The 20,786-nt window shown below is 64.5% G+C and carries 16 protein-coding genes; 10 read left to right on the top strand and 6 right to left on the bottom strand.

Annotation, left to right across the window (positions count from 1 at the left end; all coding sequences use genetic code 11):
• Positions 1-196: 196 nt before the first annotated feature.
• The 7 genes from LB555_RS23710 (at position 197) to LB555_RS23680 (ending at position 12,778) form a co-directional block, all read left to right on the top strand.
• On the top strand, positions 197-5,677 hold the full coding sequence (locus tag LB555_RS23710; RefSeq protein ID WP_224683918.1) for an alpha-2-macroglobulin family protein: 5,481 nt from the start codon (positions 197-199) through the stop codon (positions 5,675-5,677).
• Positions 5,678-5,889: 212 nt separating this feature from the next.
• Positions 5,890-7,980 (top strand): penicillin-binding protein 1C, encoded by a 2,091-nt coding sequence (gene pbpC, locus LB555_RS23705; RefSeq protein WP_224683916.1) that lies wholly within the window; start codon positions 5,890-5,892, stop codon positions 7,978-7,980.
• An 18-nt stretch (positions 7,981-7,998) separates the two neighbouring features.
• On the top strand, positions 7,999-8,721 hold the full coding sequence (locus LB555_RS23700) for a M15 family metallopeptidase (protein WP_015317129.1): 723 nt from the start codon (positions 7,999-8,001) through the stop codon (positions 8,719-8,721).
• A gap of 224 nt (positions 8,722-8,945) precedes the next feature.
• On the top strand, positions 8,946-9,974 hold the full coding sequence (locus LB555_RS23695) for a sulfate ABC transporter substrate-binding protein (protein WP_140714499.1): 1,029 nt from the start codon (positions 8,946-8,948) through the stop codon (positions 9,972-9,974).
• 22 nt (positions 9,975-9,996) lie between these two features.
• The gene (gene cysT, locus LB555_RS23690) at positions 9,997-10,848 is read left to right on the top strand and encodes a sulfate ABC transporter permease subunit CysT (protein WP_224683915.1); all 852 of its coding nucleotides are present in this window, start codon (positions 9,997-9,999) and stop codon (positions 10,846-10,848) included.
• Positions 10,841-11,725: a sulfate ABC transporter permease subunit CysW gene (gene cysW / locus LB555_RS23685; protein ID WP_015317126.1), complete on the top strand. Its 885-nt coding sequence runs from the start codon at positions 10,841-10,843 to the stop codon at positions 11,723-11,725. Before cysT ends, cysW begins: the two co-directional genes overlap by 8 nt.
• Positions 11,726-11,737: 12 nt before the next feature.
• A complete protein-coding gene (locus LB555_RS23680) occupies positions 11,738-12,778 on the top strand; it encodes a sulfate/molybdate ABC transporter ATP-binding protein (RefSeq protein ID WP_015317125.1) in 1,041 nt (346 codons plus the stop codon).
• 44 nt (positions 12,779-12,822) lie between these two features.
• Here the strand turns inward: LB555_RS23680 and LB555_RS23675 are convergent, their stop codons facing one another.
• The gene (locus tag LB555_RS23675; RefSeq protein ID WP_140874409.1) at positions 12,823-13,308 is read right to left on the bottom strand and encodes a GNAT family N-acetyltransferase; all 486 of its coding nucleotides are present in this window, start codon (positions 13,306-13,308) and stop codon (positions 12,823-12,825) included.
• Positions 13,308-13,589, bottom strand: coding sequence for a DUF1778 domain-containing protein (locus LB555_RS23670; RefSeq protein WP_140873259.1), 282 nt, complete (start codon positions 13,587-13,589; stop codon positions 13,308-13,310). Before LB555_RS23670 ends, LB555_RS23675 begins: the two co-directional genes overlap by 1 nt.
• Before the next feature lie 245 nt (positions 13,590-13,834).
• Here LB555_RS23670 and LB555_RS23665 point away from each other — a divergent pair, with 245 nt between their 5' ends.
• The 3 genes from LB555_RS23665 (at position 13,835) to LB555_RS23655 (ending at position 16,681) form a co-directional block, all read left to right on the top strand.
• A complete protein-coding gene (locus LB555_RS23665) occupies positions 13,835-14,821 on the top strand; it encodes a sulfate ABC transporter substrate-binding protein (protein WP_224641245.1) in 987 nt (328 codons plus the stop codon).
• 251 nt (positions 14,822-15,072) lie between these two features.
• Positions 15,073-15,522 carry an RrF2 family transcriptional regulator gene (locus LB555_RS23660; RefSeq protein WP_023769580.1) on the top strand — a complete coding sequence of 150 codons (450 nt, stop codon included), beginning with the start codon at positions 15,073-15,075 and terminating at the stop codon, positions 15,520-15,522.
• Positions 15,523-15,532: 10 nt separating this feature from the next.
• Complete coding sequence (locus tag LB555_RS23655; RefSeq protein WP_224683914.1) at positions 15,533-16,681, top strand: hypothetical protein; 1,149 nt, start codon at positions 15,533-15,535, stop codon at positions 16,679-16,681.
• Here LB555_RS23655 and LB555_RS23650 read toward each other — a convergent pair.
• Genes LB555_RS23650 through LB555_RS23635 form a run of 4 tightly spaced genes read right to left on the bottom strand, consistent with a single transcriptional unit; the run spans position 16,676 to position 20,734 of the window.
• A complete protein-coding gene (locus LB555_RS23650) occupies positions 16,676-17,224 on the bottom strand; it encodes a gluconokinase (protein WP_224683913.1) in 549 nt (182 codons plus the stop codon). The two genes, LB555_RS23655 and LB555_RS23650, sit on opposite strands and share 6 nt — an antisense overlap.
• 2 nt (positions 17,225-17,226) lie before the next feature.
• Positions 17,227-18,213, bottom strand: a complete 987-nt coding sequence (locus LB555_RS23645; RefSeq protein ID WP_015317118.1) for an ABC transporter permease — start codon at positions 18,211-18,213, stop codon at positions 17,227-17,229.
• On the bottom strand, positions 18,210-19,190 hold the full coding sequence (locus LB555_RS23640) for an ABC transporter permease (protein WP_140665363.1): 981 nt from the start codon (positions 19,188-19,190) through the stop codon (positions 18,210-18,212). Before LB555_RS23640 ends, LB555_RS23645 begins: the two co-directional genes overlap by 4 nt.
• On the bottom strand, positions 19,187-20,734 hold the full coding sequence (locus LB555_RS23635; protein WP_224683995.1) for a sugar ABC transporter ATP-binding protein: 1,548 nt from the start codon (positions 20,732-20,734) through the stop codon (positions 19,187-19,189). The genes LB555_RS23640 and LB555_RS23635 overlap by 4 nt, the downstream gene beginning before the upstream one ends.
• Positions 20,735-20,786 lie beyond the last annotated feature (52 nt).

Below are 20,786 nucleotides of genomic sequence, written 5' to 3'. Positions count from 1 at the left end.
GGACGGGCTTGGAATTCACACCTTCTGCGTTTCCGCAAGAAAGCGTGATCCCCTTTCCCATGGAGGTTACTGTCCGCATACCGGTCCTTGGCCGGAAAATAAACCGTTGGCAGGCGGCACCTGCCGCGTTCGCGCGTTGACAAGCCCGACTGAAGCTTGATCATGCCCGGACGTCTGCAATTGTCTGGAGGGTGTAATGGCAATGCGCGCGGCTCGTGGTCTGTCGATTCTCGTCCTTTTTTTCCTTGCCTGGGGTAGCGTCGCGCAAGCGGCCGAGGCCCGGCGGATCGCGACGACGGACAATTCCGATTATTTCGGCTTCGATCTCCGGTCCGACCAGAACGTCACGCTCGACCAGTGCAAGACGACATGCCTCGGCGATCCGGCCTGCCGCGCCTTCACCTACAACACCAAGGCAAAATGGTGCTTTCTCAAATCCGACTATAACCAGTTGAAATCCTTCACCGGCGCGGTCGCCGGCAAGGTCGTCAACATGGACGGCGATCCCGACATCGGCGCGCCGCCGGAACTCGCCTTCTTTCCCAACTGGATGGCCGACCAGGCCCAGCAATACCGCAACAAGCTGCTCGGCCCGGCCTTCGACAAGCCGACAGAGGGCATGGCGGCGCTGACCAATGCCGCCGAACAGGCCGTATTGACCGGCGACCATCGCTCCGCCATGCAGAAATACGAGGCCGCGGTCTCGGTCATGCCTGACGATGGCCAGCTCTGGCTCAAGCTGGCGCGCGAAACGCTGGCCGTGCAGCCTGCCGCCAACACCTCCGAAGCCTCGACTTTGCCGGCAAACGGCACGTCGGCCGCCTTCAACGCCTATAAGCTGCTGCGCACCACCAAGACGCGCGCCGAAGTGCTGGCGCTGCTCGGCAACGGTCTCGACAAGCGCGATCTCTACCGGCCGGCGCTGCAGGCCTATGAGGCCAGCCTTGCGCTGGAAAGCTCGCCCGCGGTCCAGGCCGACTATGCCGATCTGAAAGCCCGCAAAGGATTCCGCGTTGTCGATCACAGCATCGATGCCGACACCAGCGCGCCGCGCATCTGCGCGCAATTCTCCGAGGAACTGGTCAAGACCGGCGTCGACTACGCGCAGTTCGTCACCGTCGACAACGCGCCGCCCAAGGGCGTCGAGGCCAAGGACAAGCAGATCTGCGTCGAGGGCCTGGAGCATGGCCAGCATTACGACGTCACCTTCCGCGCCGGCCTGCCGGCGGCGATCGGCGAAGTGACCGCCGCCCCCGTGGTGCTGTCGATCTACGTACAGGACCGCGCGCCGTCCGCCCGCTTCACCGGCGACAGCTTCGTGCTGCCGGCCGGCGCGCGCCGCGGCATCCCGGTCGTCACCGTCAACATGAACGCCGCCGAAATGAAGCTCTACCGCATCGGCGACCGTTCGCTGGCGCAGCTTCTGTCGGGCTACCAGTTCCTGCACCAGCTCGACGGCTATGACATCTCCAACATTTCCGAGCAGATGGGCGCACCGGTCTGGCAGGGCCAACTCGACATCGGCAACGACCTCAACAAGGAAGTCACCACCTCCTTCCCGGTCGACGAAGCGCTGCCGCAGCGCAAGCCCGGCGTCTATGTGCTGACCGCGCAGCCCGTCAACGACAAGAGCGACGACTACGGTTCGCTGGCCACGCAGTGGTTCGTCGTTTCCGACATCGGCCTGTCGACCTATACCGGCCAGGACGGGCTCAATGTCTTTGCCCGTTCGCTGGGCAGCGCCAAGCCGATTGCCGGCGCCGAACTGACGCTGGTTGCCAGGAACAACGAGGTTCTCGGCACCGCGACGTCGGATGCCGACGGCCACGCCGTCTTCAACCCCGGCCTGACGCGCGGTGACGGCGGCATGGTGCCGGCCGTGCTGATGGCCAAGCAGGGCGATAATGATTTCGTCTTCCTCGACATGGCCAAGGCCGGCTTCGACCTGTCCGACCGTGGCGTCACCGGACGCGCGGCACCAGGCGCGCTCGACGTCTATGCCTGGACCGAGCGCGGCATCTACCGCGCCGGCGAGGACGTCCATGTCGCCGCCCTTGCCCGCGATGGTGCGAGCAAGGCGGTCGAGAACCTGCCGCTGACCTTCATCTTCTCGCGCCCCGATGGCGTCGAGGACCGCCGCATCGTCAGTGACGGCGCCTCGGCCGGCGGCCATGCCGTCGACCTGCCGCTCGAACCCAACGCCATGCGCGGCACATGGTCGGTGTCGATCCACACCGATCCCAAGCAGCCGGCGGTGGCCAGCCAGATGTTCCTGGTCGAGGACTTCGTGCCGGATCGCATCGAATTCGACATGAAAGCCGACAAGCAGGAGATTGCGCGGGGCGAAACCGCCAACATCGACATCGACGGCCGCTTCCTCTATGGCGCGCCGGCGGCGGGCCTTGCGCTGGAAGGGGAGTTGACGCTGTCGACCTCTCGTGACTGGGACCGCTTTCCCAACTTTTCCTTCGGCCTCGCCGACGAGCAGTCGGCGGAGCCGACGGTCACGCCGCTCACCGACCTCCCGGTGGTCGGCGATGACGGCAAGGCGACCTTCCCTGTTACCGTCGACCAGTTGCCCTCGACCACCAAGCTGGTCGACGGCAAGGTGACGGTGCGCATGCGCGAAACCGGCGGCCGCGCCATCGAGCGCTCGCTCAACATCGGCATCCGCCCGCAAGGCCATATGATCGGCATCCGATCGGACTTCGCCGATGGTGAAGTGCCGCAGGGCGGCACCGCCAAGTTCAGCCTGATCGCCGTCGATCCCAACGGCAAGCGCGAGGCGCTGAAAGGCGCGCGGTGGACACTGGTCAAGGTCGAACGCAATTACCAGTGGTACCGCTCCAACAACTCCTGGAACTACGAGCCGGTCTCCTTCACCAAGTCGATTTCCAACGGCCAGGTCGACCTCGGCGCCGACGGCGACGCCACCGTCTCCGTGCCGGTCGATTGGGGCCAGTACCGGCTCGAGGTCGAGACATCCGATCCTGAGGGGCCGGCGACCAGCTACGAGTTCGACGCCGGCTGGTATGTCGCCTCGACGACCACCGAAACGCCTGATGGCCTGGAGATCGCGCTCGACAAGGACAATTACGCCGCGGGCGAAGTGGCGAAGCTGAAAATCTCGCCGCATTTTGCCGGCGAACTTCTGATCAACATCGGTTCCGACAAGCTGTTGAAGACCATAACGGCGACCGTACCGGCAGGCGGCAGCACCGTCGATATCCCCGTCGGTGACGATTGGGGTGCCGGCGCCTATGTCACGGCAACCCTGTTCCGGCCGGGCGATGCGCAGGAAACGCGCATGCCGGCCCGCGCCATCGGCGTGAAGTGGCTGACGGTCGATCCGGGCGCCAAGAAGCTCGCCATCACGCTGACGCCGCCCGACAAGACCGTGCCGCGCCAGCAGCTGTCGATCCCGGTTTCCGTGGCCGGCGTGCAGCCGGGCACGAACGCCTATGTCATGGTTGCCGCCGTCGATGTCGGCATCCTCAATTTGACCAACTACAAGGCGCCGGATCCGGAGAACTGGTTCTTCGGCCAGCGCATGCTCGGCATGGAGATCCGCGACATCTACGGCCGCCTGATCGATGGCTCGCTGGGCACCACCGGCAAGCTCCGGACCGGCGGCGACGGCGCCAACATGCAGGCGCAGGGCAGCCCGCCCACCGAAAAGCTGGTCGCCTTCTTCTCCGGCATCGTCCAGCTCGATGCCGACGGCAAGGCGCGGATCGACTTCGATATCCCGCCGTTCAATGGCACCGTGCGCGTCATGGCCGTCGCCTGGACCAAGGAAGCGGTCGGCCATGCCCAGGCGGACGTGATCGTGCGCGATCCCATAGTGATTACCGCCGGCCTGCCGCGCTTCCTGGCGCCTGGCGACAATGCCGTCATGCGCCTCGACGTGGCCGACACCGACGGCCCGGCCGGCGACTACGCGCTGTCGATCGATACGACGGGCGACCTGTCGATCGGCGACAAGTCCCTGCCCCAGAAGCTGACGCTCGCCCAGGGCAAGCGCCAGACGCTAACCGTGCCGCTGATCGCCAGGACGGCGGGCAATGCCTCGCTCACCATCAAGCTGGCGCACGCCGACGGCACCAAGGTCGAGCAGACGCTCTATGTGCCGGTGCGCCCGGCGCAATTGCCGGTCACCACGCGCCTTGTGGTCGACCTCAAGGGCAATGGCGGCGCGCTGCGCGTCGACAAGGAACTCTTGGCAGCCAGCCTGCTCGATGGCGCTTCGGTCAGTGTCGGCGTTTCGCAGGCGGCAGCCTTCGACGTGCCCTCGCTGCTGATGACGCTTGATCGCTACCCCTATGGCTGCGCCGAGCAGACCACCAGCCGCGCCATGCCGCTTCTCTACGTCAACGAGATGGCATCCGGCGTCGGCATGGAAAGCGACCCTGACCTGCACGGCCGCATCCAGGACGCGATCTACAAGGTCCTGAGCTACCAGTCCTCGAGCGGCAGCTTCGGCCTGTGGGGTCCGGGCTCCGGCGACCCGTGGCTCGACGCCTATGTCAGCGAATTCCTGACCAGGGCGCGGGAGCAGAAATACGACGTGCCGGCTCTGGCGATGAACCAGGCCCTCAACAACCTGCAGAACTCGCTCGGCTACGACCAGAGCGTACAGGACCGCGGCAGCGAGATCGCCTACGCCCTTTATGTGCTCGCCCGCAACAAGAAGGCCTCGATCGGCGATCTGCGCTATTACGCCGACACCCAGCTCGAAGCCTTCTCGAGCCCGATGGCCGTTGCCCAACTGGCGGCGAGCCTGGCGCTCTACGGCGACACGCAGCGTTCGGAGGCGACGTTCAAGACCGCGCTTCAGCTCGCCAAGTCGAGCACGGACTACGACTGGTACCGCTCCGACTACGGTTCGGCGCTGCGTGACGGCGCGGCGATGCTGTCGCTGGCGGCGGAATCGAAGCCGGTATCGACCATCGTGCCCGAGCTGATCAAACTGGTGACCAGGGAACGCGCCGAAGCCCGCTGGACCAGCACCCAGGACGATTCCTGGATGCTGCTGGCGGCGCGCGCGCTGAAGGAGGGCAACGACTCCATCGCGCTCACCGTCAATGGCGCGCCGCATTCCGGCGGCTATTCCAACCAGGTCAACGGCTCCGAGCTTGTCGACAGCCCGCTGGAAATCGCCAACACCGGCAAGACCACGCTGCAGGCCGTCGTCACCACCGTGGCGTCGCCGATCCAGCCCTTGCCGGCCGGCGGTGACGGCTTCACCATCAGCCGCACCTACTACAAGCTCGATGGCACCGAAGCCAATGTGACCGAGGCAACCCAGAACGAACGCTATGTCGTCGTGCTCAAGGTCACCGAGCAGAACAGCTGGCCGTCGCGCCTGCTGGTCACCGACCTGTTGCCGGCCGGCTTCGAGATCGACAATCCAGGCCTGGTCTCCAGCGCCCAGTTGACGAACTTCTCCTGGCTGGCACAGACCGACGCCGCGCATCTGGAATTCCGCGACGATCGCTTCGTCGCGGCATTCAACCCGGCCGATGGCGACCACGACCACAATCTGACGCTTGCCTATGTCGTGCGCGCCGTGACGCCGGGCACCTATGCCCATCCGGCGGCAACGGTGGAGGACATGTACCGTCCGCAATATTCGGCCCGTACAGCTACCGGCATGATGGAGATCAAGGCACCGTAAGGTGCCTTGGCGGAAATGAACGTGAGGTTCGCGCCGCCCCTCATTGCCCTGCCGGGCATTTCTCCCCGTATAGAGACGGGGAGAAAGAAGCCTGCACCAAAGCTTTCGCCAGCTTTAAACGTCGCAGGAAAGGCGCCAATGCATGCCACAGCTCCCTTCTCCCCGTCACTAAACGGGGAGAAGGTGGCGGCAGCCGGATGAGGGGCGGCGCCATGCTTTCCAAGAAACTCCTCCGTCGCGCTGCCATCGCAGTTGCCTCCCTTGCCGCCTTCTTCACGATTGCCGCCGCCGCCCTCTGGCAACTCGACCGCGCCTTCCCGCCCCCGCTTCCTGAAAGGCTCACCGTCTCCACGGAAGTCCAGGACTGCGACGGCCAGCTGTTGCGCGCCTTTGCCACACCGGACGGCTACTGGCGGCTGGAAACCCGGCTCGACCAGGTCGACAAGCAGTTCGTCGACATGCTGGTCACCTATGAGGACAAGCGCTTCTGGGACCATGAGGGGGTCGACGTGCTGGCGCTGGCGCGCGCCGCCGGCCAGTTCGCAACCAGCGGCCATATCGTCTCCGGCGGCTCGACCCTGTCGATGCAGCTCGCCCGCCTGATCGAGCCGCGCGAGAGCCGCAGCCTCGGCTCCAAGCTCAAGCAGATGCTGCGGGCCATCCAGATCGAGCGGCGGTTGTCGAAGCGCGAGATCCTCCAACGCTATCTCACACTGGCGCCCTATGGCGGCAATCTGGAGGGCGTGCGTGCCGCTTCGCTCGCCTATTTCGGCAAGGAGCCAAAGCGGCTCACCGTTTCCGAAGCCGCGCTTCTGGTGGCCCTCCCGCAACTGCCGGAAAAACGCCGCCCTGACCGCAACCTGCAGATCGCCCACGCAGCTCGCGACCGTGTGCTCACCCGCATGGTCTCATCAGGCCTGATCGGCGAACGCGAGGCGGCACGCGCGGCGCTTGACGATGTGTTGGGCCTGCGCCGGCGCTTGCCGGCCCTCGCCCCGCATGCCTCTTACGCGATGCTGCCCAAGGCCGTCCCCGGCCAGCCGCTCAAGCTGACGATTCGCAAAAGCGTTCAGCAAGGACTGGAACAGGTGGCCCGCGACGCCGCCACCAGGCTCGGGCCGCGTCTGTCGGTCGCCATGGTGCTGGCCGATGCCCGCACCGGCGACATTCTGGGCGAAGTCGGCTCGGCCAATTTCTTCGATTCCAGCCGTTCCGGCTGGATCGACATGACCAAGGTCGTGCGCTCGCCCGGCTCGACGCTGAAGCCGTTCATCTATGGCCTCGCCTTCGAACAGGGACTGGTGGCGCAGGAGACGCTGATCGAGGACAGCCCGGTCGATTTCAGCGGCTACAGACCCAAGAATTTCGACATGGGCTATCAGGGCGATGTCTCGATCCGCCAGGCGCTGCAATTGTCGCTCAACGTCCCGGCGATCCGGGTGCTCGACGCGGTCGGTCCGGCGCGGCTGACGGCGCGCTTCCGCCAGGCGGGCGTCAACCCAATCCTGCCGGTCAATGAGGCGCCGGGGCTGGCCATCGGGCTTGGTGGCGTCGGCGTCACGCTGCGCGACCTCGTCCAGCTCTATACGGGGCTCGCCAATGGCGGCAAGACGCACTCGCTGCGCGACGGCACCGAACCGGCCAATGCCGTGAGTTCGACCGCCACCATCCTCAGCGACCAGGCCAATTGGCAGATCATCGACATCCTCTCCGGAGTAAAACCGCCGGAAGGTGCCTTGCAGCGCGGCATCGCCTACAAGACCGGAACCTCCTACGGCTACCGCGACGCCTGGTCGGTGGGCTTCGATGGCCGCTATGTGCTGGGCGTCTGGGTCGGCAGGCCCGATGCCGGCGCGGTGCCGGGCCTCTCCGGCTATGTCTCGGCCGCCCCGATCCTGTTCGAAGGCTTTGTCCGCTCGGGCCTCGCCACCGTACCGCTGCCAGGCAAACCGCCCGGTGCCTTCACACCCAAGCGCGAGGACCTGCCTGTGACGCTCGCCCGCTTCGGCGCCGGCGCGGATGGCCTGGTGCAGGCGACGCCGACCGAACCGGCGCCGAGCATCATCTTCCCGCCGGACGGCGCCCGCGTCGATCTCTCCACCAACTCGGCCGACGCCTCGCCGCTGGTGCTGAAATTGCAAGGCGGCCGCGCCCCGTTCCGCTGGCTGGCCAATGGCAAGCCCCTCATCGGCCTCGACCGCCGCCGCACCGCGACCTGGCTGCCCGACGGCGCGGGCTATTCGACGCTCACCGTCATCGACGCCGCAGGACGGGCTGCCAGTGTGAAGGTCTTCGTCCAGTGAAAGCGATCCTTGAATAGAATGCGCCAGGCGATTCAGCGCATTGGCTTTTGTGCGCTGATGATTGCCGGCTCGGCCCTGCCGGCGCCTGCCGATCCCCTCCCCGCGGGTTTCGTTCGCCTCGCCGATGTCGCCCCATCGATCCGCCAGGACATTCGCTACGCCAACGCCGACAATTTTCTGCACCGCAAGGTGAATGGCTATGACGCGCCGGTCTGCATTTTGACCCGGGAGGCCGCCGAGGCACTTTCCAGAGTCCAGCGGGCGATCGCCACCAGAGGCCTGACGCTGGTCGTCTTCGACTGCTATCGCCCTGCCCGCGCCGTTGCCGACATGGGTGAATGGACGGCCGCGGGTGGACCGCCGGACCCGCAATGGTATCCGACGGTCAAGCGTGGCGATCTCATTGCCAAGGGCTACGTCGGTGATCGGTCCAGCCATTCGCGCGGCTCCACCGTCGATGTTGCCATCGCGCCTGTCGACAGTACCCCCGTGCCGAAACCGGCCTGCGGCGCGATCGATGCCGACACCCTCGATTTCGGCACCGGCTTCGATTGTTTCGACCCGATGAGCGAGACCGCGCATCGCCCGCTCGGCGCCAAAGCTGCGGCAAACCGAAAGCTGCTCGTCGATGCCATGCGTGCTGGCGGGTTCAAGAACTACGCGCGCGAATGGTGGCATTTTGCGCTGGCCCGGGAGCCATTTCAAAAGCAGCGCTTCGATTTCCCGGTGACCGCCGAGTAACCTGCCCAACCACCCTTGCCCAACCAGCCTTGCCCGGCAACCGCGCATCCCTAGATAGGCCGGATGGTGGGCCGACTCCGGCGCGGAGCGACCGCGAGGAAAATATTTCTCATAACAGCGACAAGTCGTCGAAGATTTTCTTCAGGAGAACAAAAAAGGCAACATTCAATGCATCTTATTTCTATCAATTCGCTAGATTTGGCGCGGGTTCAACGGAGGCAGAAATGACCAAACCTCATTTCAGGAAACTGCTCGGCGCACTGGTCGCCACATCTATCCAGTTCGGCACGCTCGGTTTCGCATTTGCCGACACCACCATTCTCAATGTGTCCTACGATCCGACGCGCGAGCTCTACAAGGCCTATGACGAGGCCTTCGCCGCGCATTGGAAGGCGGAGACCGGCGAGACGGTGACCATCCAGCAGTCGCATGGCGGATCGGGTGCCCAGGCCCGCGCGGTGATCGATGGCCTCGACGCCGATGTGGTGACGCTGGCGCTCGAAGGCGACATCAACGCCATCGTCTCCAAGTCAAAGAAGATCAATCCAGACTGGCGCACCAAATTCGAAAACAATTCGGCGCCCTACACTTCGACGATCATCTTCCTTGTCCGCAAGGGCAATCCCAAGGGCATCCACGACTGGAACGACCTCGTCAAGGACGGCGTCCAGGTGATCACGCCCAACCCCAAAACCTCGGGCGGCGCACGCTGGAACTATCTCGCGGCCTGGGCCTATGCCAACGCCAATGATGGCGGCGATGAAGCCAAGACCAAGGACTTCGTCGGCAAGCTCTACGCCAATGCTCCCGTGCTCGACACCGGCGCGCGCGGCTCGACCGTGACCTTCGCGCAAAAAGGCCTGGGTGACGTGCTGATCGCCTGGGAAAACGACGCCTATCTGGCGCTCGACGAGTTCGGCGCCGACAATTTCGACATCGTTTATCCGCCGACCTCCATCCTGGCCGAGCCACCGGTGGCCGTGGTCGACGCCAATGTCGACGCCAAGGGCACACGCAAGGTGGCCGAGGCCTATCTGAGCTACCTCTATTCCAAGGAAGGCCAGACCATCATCGCCAAGAACCATTATAGGCCGTCCAAGCCCGAACTGGTTCCGCCCCAGGATCTCGCCAAGCTGCCGCCGATCAAGCTGATCACCATCGACGATCCGCTTTTCGGCGGCTGGAAGAAAGCGCAGCCTTATCATTTCGGCGACGGTGGTATATTCGACCAGATCTACAAGCCGGCCCAGTGAGCTAAACCTAGATCGGGACGACATGACCACAGCACCCGCGCGGGCGGGGTGGCGGTTCAGACAGCCGAGCGTCATTCCGGGTTTCGGATTGACGTTCGGCTTCTCGCTTGCCTACCTCACCCTCATCATCCTCATCCCCCTATCCGGGCTGATCTGGCGTTCGGCCGCTCTCGGCTGGGTCGATTTCTGGGCCATCGCCACCGATCGCCGCACGATCAACGCCCTTCGAATCAGCTTCGGCACGGCGTTCATCGCGGCTGTCGTCAATGTCGTCTTCGGCACGCTCGTCGCCTGGGTGCTGGTGCGCTACCGTTTTCCGGGCCGCCGCATCGTCGACGCCATGGTCGACCTGCCCTTCGCCCTGCCGACGGCTGTGGCCGGCATCGCGCTGACCACGCTCTACGCGCCGAATGGCTGGATCGGCAAATTGCTGATGCCGCTCGGCATCAAGGTCGCCTACACGCCGCTCGGCATCGTCATTGCGCTGATCTTCATCGGCCTGCCCTTCGTCGTGCGAACCGTGCAGCCGATCATGGAAGAGATCGACAAGGAAGTGGAGGAAGCCGCAGCCACGCTTGGCGCCAGCCGCTTCCAGATCATCACCCGCGTGCTCTTTCCCGGCCTGGCGCCCGCCATCATCACCGGCTTCTCGCTGGCCTTCGCGCGTGGCGTCGGCGAATACGGCTCGGTCATCTTCATCGCCGGCAACCTGCCCTACAAATCCGAGATCGCGCCGCTTCTGATCGTCATCCGGCTCGAGGAATACAATTACCCGGCGGCGACCGCGATCGCCGCGATCATGCTGGCGCTGTCGTTCATCATGCTGTTGATCGTCAATCTGGTGCAGACATGGAGCCGCAAGCGCTATGGCTGATCCCGAGATCAAATCATACGAACCGTATCATGAGAGCCGCTCGGCGGCGGTGACCGAGAGCCGGCCGGCACGCGCCGTGCTGATGGCCATCGTCTTCGTCTTTCTCGCCGTCTTCCTGCTGCTGCCGCTGATCATCGTTTTCAAGGAAGCTTTCGCCAAAGGCGTTGGCACCTACCTGCAATCGCTAAGCGATGCCGACACGCGTTCGGCGATCCGCCTGACCTTGCTGGTGGCCGCGATCTCGGTCCCGCTCAACATCGTCTTCGGCATCTCGGCCGCCTGGGCGATCGCCAAGTTCGAGTTCAAGGGCAAGGCCTTCCTGACCACGCTGATCGACCTGCCCTTCTCGGTCTCGCCGGTCATTTCGGGTCTGGTCTACGTGCTTCTCTTCGGTGCTCAAGGGTTGCTCGGCGAGTGGCTGAAGGCACATGGCATCCAGATCCTGTTCGCCGTGCCGGGCATTGTGCTGGCCACCGTCTTCGTCACCTTCCCCTTCGTCGCCCGCGAACTTATTCCGCTCATGCAGGAACAGGGCAATGGCGACGAGGAGGCGGCGCTGTCGCTTGGCGCCAATGGCTGGCAGGCCTTCTGGTACGTGACCTTGCCTAACGTCAAATGGGGCCTGCTCTACGGCGTCCTTTTGTGCAATGCGCGCGCCATGGGCGAGTTCGGCGCGGTTTCGGTGGTCTCGGGCCACATACGCGGCCTGACCAACACCATGCCGCTGCATGTCGAAATCCTCTACAACGAGTACAACGCCGTCGGCGCCTTTGCCGTCGCTTCCTTGCTTGCCGGGCTGGCGCTCGTCACGCTGGTCTTGAAAACACTGCTCGAGATGCGCTACGGCGCCGAACTCGCCGCGACGCGCGGACATTAGAAGGTTCATTGCATGGAAGTTCGCGTTGCCAACGTGCGCAAGGAGTTCGAGCGGTTTCCGGCGCTCCACGATGTCTCGCTCGACATCAAGTCGGGCGAACTGATCGCGCTGCTCGGACCGTCCGGCTCCGGCAAGACGACGCTGCTCAGGCTGATCGCCGGACTGGAGCGCCCGACGCGTGGGAAAATCTTCTTTGGTGACGAGGACGCTTCGCAGAAATCGATCCAGGAGCGCAACGTAGGCTTCGTCTTCCAGCACTACGCGCTGTTCCGCCACATGACGGTGGCCGACAATATCGGCTTCGGCCTCAAGGTGCGGCACGGGCCGACGCGGCCGTCGACCCCCGAAATCCGCCGCCGCGCCTCCGAGCTTCTCGATCTTGTCCAGCTTTCAGGGCTGGAGAAGCGCTATCCGGCGCAGCTTTCGGGCGGCCAGCGCCAGCGTGTGGCGCTCGCCCGCGCCATGGCCATCGAACCCAAGGTGCTGCTGCTCGACGAGCCGTTCGGCGCGCTCGATGCGCAGGTGCGCCGGGAACTGCGTCGCTGGCTGCGCGAAATCCATGACCGCACCGGCCACACCACCGTCTTCGTGACCCACGACCAGGAAGAGGCTTTGGAGCTTGCCGACCGCGTCGTGGTGATGAGCCAGGGGCGCATCGAACAGGTCGGCACCGCCGACGACATCTACGACACGCCGAACTCGCCTTTCGTGTACGGCTTCATCGGTGAATCCAGCTCCCTTCCCGTCAAGGTCGAGAATGGCGAGATCTGGCTGGCCGACCGTCCGATCGGATTGTCGGCGCCGCATGCGCCCGAGGGCGACGCGATGCTCTACTTCCGGCCGCATGACGTCGAACTGCTGGACGGCTGCAGCGGCTGCATCGCCGGCACCGTGGCCGCCAGCCGCCGGGTCGCCGGCACAAGGCGCGTCGAGCTCGAGATCGGCGGCGAACGCCAGCGGGTCGAGATCGAACTGCCGGTCGATCATCCGGCGGCGCAGAAGAGCCGCGTGGCGTTCCGGCCGGGGCGCTGGAAGCTGTTTCCGGCTGCGTAGCGATAGGACCGCCGTCAATCCCTATCCCGGTCGAGGGCGGCCGCCTACCCTTTCACCAGGCCTTTCAACGACAGCACCAATGTCATGGGATTTTTCGGGGAAGCCGCAAAGCCATGGCGCTCATAAAAGGCTTTCGCTTCGTCCGATATCGCATGAACAAAAATTCCGCGTATCCCGAGGATCGTCGCGGCTTGACCGGCGCGCAGGACGGCATCTTGCAGAAGCGCTGCACCCAGTCCCTTCCCTTGCCAGCCTGTGCCCACCGCGAGACGCCCGAGCACGACCATTGGAATGGGATCCGGCATGTTGCGCCGAACAATGCCGGGCGCTTCCGCTAGGTCAAGCCCGCCCGAAGACAGGCAGTAGTAGCCGACAACGCGTATGCCTTCCGCGACCACATAAGTACGAGATGCGCCACTGACCTGGTTGGCCCGTGCGCGGCGGCGAAGCCATTGGTCGAGACTTTCCGTTCCGCTTTGGAAAAGTTCGAGATCGTGGTTCTCGGCCAGCGGCGTGGGCGCCGACAGCATCAGTCCTGCCATGGCTTGGGCACGTTCATAAGACGCGCAAAACCTTCCCCGCCTGGCGGTTCATCGAGGATGTCGAGATAGTGCCGGTAACTCTGGGCATCCACCTTGATCAGTGTTTGGTCCAGGAGCGTATCCTCGGCCGCGCGGTAGGCGGCATCGATCATGAAATCGGAACGGGTTTTCCCGCGTAGCTTCGCGGCGCGGTCAATCAGTATGCGCATATCTTCGCGAATGCGCAGATTGACAGGCTTAGCGTGAGTTTCGGCTGCGGCTTTCGCCATGGAGGGCTCCTTTCCTTCACCATAACATGCCGCATACACAATGTGTATCTATTTGTCCTTTCCATTGGGAAAAGGTTGACGTGAACCGAGCTCCAATATGATGCCGCTCAAAAGAAAAACCTAGGATCAGCCTGTCTGGGAAACGGTTTTCTAGCAACGAGTGCCAAGCCCTGAATCTATGCCTCGCCGTCCCTTTGTACCCTCGCTATGCTCGAACGATAAAACATTACATCCGGAGCCATTTCATGAAGCGATTTTTCCTCGGCGTTGCCGCCGCAGCCGGCCTCATCCTCGCATCCTCCCAGGCCTGGTCGGCCGACAAGCTGCTCAATGCCTCCTATGACGTCGGCCGCGAACTCTTCGTGCAGGTCAACAAGGCCTTTATCGCCAAGCATCCGGGCGTCAGCATCGACCAGTCCCATGCCGGCACTTCGGCGCAGGCGCGCGCCATCGCCGAGGGCCTCGGCGCCGATGTCGTCACCTTCAACCAGGTCACCGATGTCGACTTCCTGGTCAAGAAAGGCCTCGTCTCGGCCGACTGGCAGAAGGATTTTCCAGACAACGCCTCGCCCTTCTATTCGCTGCCATCGTTTCTCGTCCGCGCGGGCAATCCAAAGCACATCAAGGACTGGAGCGACCTCGTGCGCGACGACGTGCAGGTGATCTTTCCCAATCCGAAGACGTCGGGCAATGCGCGCTACACCTATCTGGCGGCCACCGCCTACGCCAAGGAAGCCTTCAAGGGCGACGACGCCAAGGTGAAGGAGTTCATTACCAAGCTGTTCAACAACGTGCCGATCTTCGACACCGGCGGGCGCGCCGCGACCACCACCTTCGTGCAGCGCGAGATCGGCGACGTGCTGATCACCTTCGAATCCGAGACGCGCGGCATCCGCAAGGAATATGGCGACGACAAGTTCGAGCAGGTCACCCCTTCGGTCAGCCTGCTGGCGGAATTCCCGGTGGCGATCGTCGACAAGGTCGCCGACGAACACGGCACGCGTGACCTGGCCAAGAGCTATCTCGACTTCCTCTATACGCCCGAGGGCCAGGGCATTGCCGCCGAGAATGGCCTGCGCGCACGCGACGCGGCTGTCGCGGCCAAATACAAGGCCGATTTTCCGGACGTGCGCCTGCTGACGGTGGAAGACGTCTTCGGCGGTTGGGACAAGGTCCAAAAAGAGCATTTCGCCGCCGGCGGCCTGCTCGACCAAGCTTATGGCAGCCGGTAAAGTTTCAGCGGTCCGATAGAAAGATCAGGAGAGCCGGCCCCGGGGCCGGCTTTTCTTGTTTAGGCAGACGATAGGGCAATCCGGCGCCTTCGTGCAAAACGTTACAAACAATCAACGCGTTCGTGCCAAACATGCCTTTCCAATGGCTTGTTTTCGCGAAACGGCAGGGTGTGGAAGCAATGCCGTCATCATTTGCACACAAACAGCCGCCAGATGCGGGGTGGTTGGGGCTTCAACGGGTTGACTCGGGCATGCTGACGAAAAAAGGCAAATACGGCCTCAAGGCCCTCGTGCATCTTTCCAACCTTCCGGTTGGCCAATTGGCCTTCGTCAACGACATCGCCGTCGCCAACAACATCCCGAAGAAATTCCTCGATGCCATACTGGGCGAATTGCGCAACGCCGGCTTCGTCCAGAGCCGCAAGGGCAAGGAAGGCGGCTATCGCCTCGCCCGCCCCGCTTCCGAGATCAAGATCGGCCATGTCGTGCGTGTGCTGGACGGTCCGCTGGCGCCGATACCTTGCGCCAGCCGCACGCAGTACCAGCGCTGCGAGGATTGCGACGAAGCGACCTGCCAGGTCCGGCACATGATGCTGGAAGTGCGCCAGGCGATCGCCGAGGTGCTGGACAACCGCAGCCTCGCCGCCATGCGCGATGCCGACAACGACGATTTTCCGGTCGAGTTGACATCCCAGATCTAGAGCCGGGCGAATGAGGCTGTCGAGGTTCACGAAATCCCGAAAAGTCCCCCGCAAGCCATCGGCAGCCAGCTTCCGCACCGAGATCATCGCCGACGTCTTTGTCCCCGAATATGCCGAGGACGTGCGGTTCTTCAGCCGCAAGCAGCTTAACGCCGGCAAGCTCCGCCGCTTCTCCACCAGGGATCTTCGCGAAAGCCTGGCCGCCCTCTTCTACCTGGCGGTCGCGGCGGTGCTGCCGGTGCGCTGGTGGTCGCCGATCTGCGATTGGGCGTCGCGGTTTCGCCTGAAGCGTCATATGCGCAAGGATTTCCCCGGATATGCCGCCGCAACCCGCGCGGTGCTCGGCAGCGACATCGATGCGCGCAAGCTGTTCGAGGCATTGCTCGCGGCGCGCCATCGCCGCCGCATGCAGCTTGCCGCGCATCTGGTCGCCCGTCGCTGGACGCCGGCGATCCGGCTGGAAGGGCTTGAGGACTTGCAGGCCGCTTTGCAACGCGGCCATGGCGCGATCCTCTGGTGCGATCAGTTCACCGCCCAGACAATGATCGGCAAGCGCGCCATGCATGAGGCCGGCATCGAAGCGCATCAGGTCAGCGTCAACACGCATGGCGTTTCCGAGACGGCATTCGGCCAGCGCTTTCTCAATCCGCCAATGGTTCGTGTCGAGAACCGGTTCCTGAAAAGCCGGATCGTCTTCGACCGTGACGACGCCTATCAGGTCACCATCCGCATTCAGAAGATGCTGAGGCAGAACGGCGTCGTGATGATGACCAACACAATCCACGCCGGCTCGACCTTCACCGAAACCGCGCTTGGCGAAAGCGGCTGGACGCACCTTGCCTCGGCACCGGCGAATTTCGCCGCGCGCGGCAAGACGGCCCTGTTTGCGATGTCGACCTTCGAGGTCGTTCCCTTCCGGGAATATCGCGCCGTCTTGAGCCCCGAGCTGGTGCCGGCGGCACCGGCGCTCCAGGCAGCGGACACAGTCAGGGACGGCGCCAAGAACATGGCCCTGCAGGCACGCTACATCCTGCTCAAACGCGACCGCCTGCTGCAGGCGCTGAAAGAGTGCCCCGAGCAGATGATGTCCTGGTCGCGCCATGAGCGGTTGACGGAAGCCCAGGACGGCATCGGCATCAGCGCCGAAGAAGGCTCATGACGGGCGTATCAAGCGCATTGCCTGGGCGACGAGTTCGTCGACCGGCCGTGTCGCGTCGAGCGTCAATGCCCGCTCGTCTTGCCCCGGCGGCTCGAGGATGGCGAACTGGCTGTCAACCAGGCTTGCCGGCATGAAATGGCCCTTGCGGTTGCCAACGCGCCGCCGCGCGGTGGCGGGATCGATCTCCAGATAGAGGAAGACGATATCAGGGCAAAAACCGCGCAGGCGCTCGCGATAACCGCGCTTCAGCGCCGAGCAGGCGGCGACCACACCTTGCCGCTTGCCGATCGATGCCTGGATCTGCTCGCCGATCGCGTCGAGCCAGCCTTCGCGCAGTTGATCGGTGAGCGGCTCGCCGCGTGCCATGCGGGCGACGTTTTCGGGCGGATGCAGCCTGTCGCCCTCGATGAAGACGGCACCGAGCGCGGTGGCCAGCGCGATGCCGACGGCTGACTTGCCGCAGCCGGCGACACCCATCACCACGACGGCCGCTGGCGCCAAACCGGAAGCGCCCGTCGGCGCCTGCGCTGCGTTTTCGTCCACCGTCAGCGGCTCGCCGGTGCGCGGCCATAAAGCAGGAGCATGGCGACGATGACGACGCCATAGATGATCTGCCGTCCCGCCTCCGGCATCTGCATGACCGAGAGGATGGATTGCAACAGCGTGATCAGGATCACGCCGGCGACGGTGCCGAGATAGGAGCCGCGCCCGCCCAGGATCGAGGTACCGCCCAGCACCACGGCTGCGATCGACGGTAGCAGATAGGCATCGCCCATCGACTGCGCCGCCTTGGAGGCGTAGCCGGCCAGCAGCACGCCGCCGAAGGCGGAGAGCCCTCCGGAGACAGCGAAGGCGATCATCACCACGCGTCTCGTGTCGATGCCGGAGAGATAGGCGGCACGCTCGCGGTTGCCGATGCCATAGACCGCGCGGCCGAAGCCGGTGCGCGTCAGCACGAACACCATCGCGATCCCTATAAGCGCCCAGATGATGACGGCGTTGGGGACGCCCGGAATGGTGAAGCCGGTGGCCAGGTAGCGCATGGCGCCGGTCGCCGAGTCCTGTGGCGAGAAGCCGCCGGTGTAGACCACCATCAGCCCTTGCGCGACGGCATTGGTGGCGAGCGTGATGATCATTGAGGGAATGCGCAAATAGGCCACGCCGATGCCGTTGACGATGCCGATCAGCACGCCGCAGAAGATGCCGAACGGGATCGCCAGCACCACCCCGGCCGGACCGTAGGCGGCCGCCGCGCAGGCCATCATCGCGCCCGCCGCCACCGACCACGGCACCGACAGGTCGATCTGGCCGAGCAGGATGACCAGCATCATGCCGGTGGCGATGACGCCGAGGAACGAGGCCACCTTGAGCTGCTGCAGGAGATATTCAGGCGACAGGAAGCTGCGTGAATAAAGACTGCCGACCAACAGCAGCACCACGATGCAGGCAAAGGCGGTCAGCACCGCCGGGTCGGCGCGGCGGATGAATTTCGGCATGCGGCCGGCAATGCCGCCCAAGGTCGTCTCGCTCACAGGAACCACTCCAGCCGGTTGCGGACCCGAAACAGGGCGAAGGCGCCGAGGCTGACGGCGACCAGCAGGATAACGCCCTGGAACAGCGGCTGCCAGAGCGGATCGAAGTCGAACACGAACAACAGGTCGCCGATGGTGCGGAAGGCAAGGGCGCCGAAGATGGCGCCGATGGCGCTTCCCTTGCCGCCGAACAGCGACACACCACCCAGCACGACCGCCGCGATCGAGAACAACGTGTAGGAGTTGCCGCTCGCGTAGGCAGCCTCGCCCGTATAGGTGAAGAAGGTGAGGAACAGCCCGCCGATCGCCGCCAGCAGCCCGGCCAGCGTATAGGCGGCGAACTTGCCGCGCCGGATCGGCACGCCGGACATATAGGCCGCCGTTTCCGAAGAGCCCGCCGCGTATGCCGCGCGGCCAAGGATCGAGCGGCTGAACGGCACCCAGATCACCAGCACGATGGCGAGCAGCACCACCAGGCTCGCCGGCACAAAGCCGAACACGCGGCCGGTCAGCGCGTCGGCCAGGTCCTCATTGACCGAACCGCCCGGGAAAGGTCGCAACAACAGTCCGATGCCGTAGTAGACAGCCCCGGTGGCGATGGTGGCGACGATCGGCTGCAGCCGCCCATAGATGACGATGGCGCCGTTGACGGCGCCGCACAGAAGGCCCGCCACAAGCACGGCGATGACGCCGAGCGTGGTCTGCATCGGCGTGCCCACCACCAGCCAGGAGGCCAGGCAGTTGGTGAGCAGGAAGATCATGCCCACGGACAGGTCGATGCCGGAGGTGATGACGACCAGCGTCTGCGCCATGGCGACGAAGGCAAGCAGCACGCCCTTGTTCGCCGCCGTCTGCACGACATTGGCGGTGAAGCCCGCCGGGTGGTTCGAGGTGTAGATGACGAACATGACGATGAAGATGCCGAGAGCCAGCAACGTTCCGCGCTGCTCGGCCAGCCAGTAGCGCCAGTCTTTCACACGCTTGCTCCCAGGCCCACCGGGCTCTCCTCGCCATGGATGTTGAGCGCGCTCGCTATAAGCGCCCGCTCGGTGATCTCGCCGCCGACCAGCTCGCGCTTGACGGCGCCGTCATAGAGCACCAGGACCCGGTCGCAGCAGCCGATCAGTTCGTCATAGTCGGTCGAATAGAACAGGATCGCCGCGCCCGCATCCGCCAGCTTGCGCATCAGCTGATAGATCTCCTGTTTGGTGCCGACATCGATGCCGCGTGTCGGGTCGTTGAGCAGGATGATGCGCGGCTGACGCATCAGCCATTTGGCGATCACCACCTTCTGCTGGTTGCCGCCCGACAGCGCGCCGACCGGAATGTCGAGGCCCGCCGTCTTGATCGCCAGCAGGCCGACCATGTCGTCGATCAGCCGCTGTTCGGCGGCGCGATCGATGATGCCGCCTTTCGACAGCCGATCGAGCGCGGCGAAAGACAGGTTTTCGCGCACCGTCATCGGCAGCATCAGTCCTTCGGTCTTGCGGTCCTCCGGGATGAGCGCCATGCCGACGCTATCCTCGCGGGCCGCTGCCGGGCTGGTGATCGTCACTGGCTTGCCGTCGATCAGCACCTCGCCGGAGAGGCCGCGCAGCACACCGAAGAAGGCGAGCAGCAATTCGCGCTGGCCCTGGCCGTCCAGCCCGCCGAGGCCGACCACCTCGCCTGCCCCGACTGTCAGCGAGATATCGTGCAGCCGGTCGGCCCAGGACAATTTGCGCGCCTCGAGCCGGGGGGCGGCGCCAGTGGGTGCCGCCGCCGGCTTGGGCGGAAAAATATGGCTGTATTCACGGCCTATCATCAGCTCGACCACCTCGTTGTCGCTCTTAGAGCCGGCCTCGTAGCTGGCGACATTGCGGCCATTGCGGAACACGGTGCAATGGTCGGCCAGTTCGGCGATCTCATTCATGCGGTGCGAGATGTAGAGCAGCGCCAGCCCTTCCGAGCGCAGTCGTTTCAAGACGCCGAAGATCTTCGCGACATCCGCCGCCGTCAGCGCCGAGGTCGCTTCGTCGAGGATGAGGATGCGCGGTTTCCTGGCCAGCGCCTTCGCGATCTCCACCATCTGCCGTCGTGACAGCGGCAGGTCCTTGACCAGCGCCAGCGGATGGATGTCGCCGGCACCCGCGCGCGCCAGCGCATTCTCGGCGATGCGCCGCTGCGCCCTGCGGTCGATCATGCCGAAGCGTTTTGGCGGATCGGAAATGACGATGTTGTCGGCGACGCTGAGTTCGGGGATCAGCGACAGTTCCTGGAAGATGCAGACGATGCCGGCCTTGTTCGCCGCACCCGGCGACGCGAAGGTCACCTCGCGTCCGTCCAGCACCATGCCGCCCTCGTCGGGCGCCACGACACCGGCCATGACCTTGATCAGCGTCGATTTGCCAGCCCCATTTTCACCGAGAATGGCGTGGATGCTGCCGGCCTCGACCGTCAGTTCGGCCTTTTCCAGCGCCCGCACGCCGCCATAGCGCTTGGAAATGCCTTCCATGCGAAAGAGTGGAGCCGCACCGTCCATCAACCCTCCCAGGGCGATTGTGGGATTGCAGGCTGGGGCCGCGGGATCAGCC

It is taken from the genome of Mesorhizobium sp. BR-1-1-10 (assembly GCF_020165595.1).
Classification (GTDB): Bacteria; Pseudomonadota; Alphaproteobacteria; order Rhizobiales; family Rhizobiaceae; genus Mesorhizobium; species Mesorhizobium australicum.
Note: the sequence above shows the minus strand (reverse complement) of the source record. Positions and strands in the feature narration are given on the sequence as shown.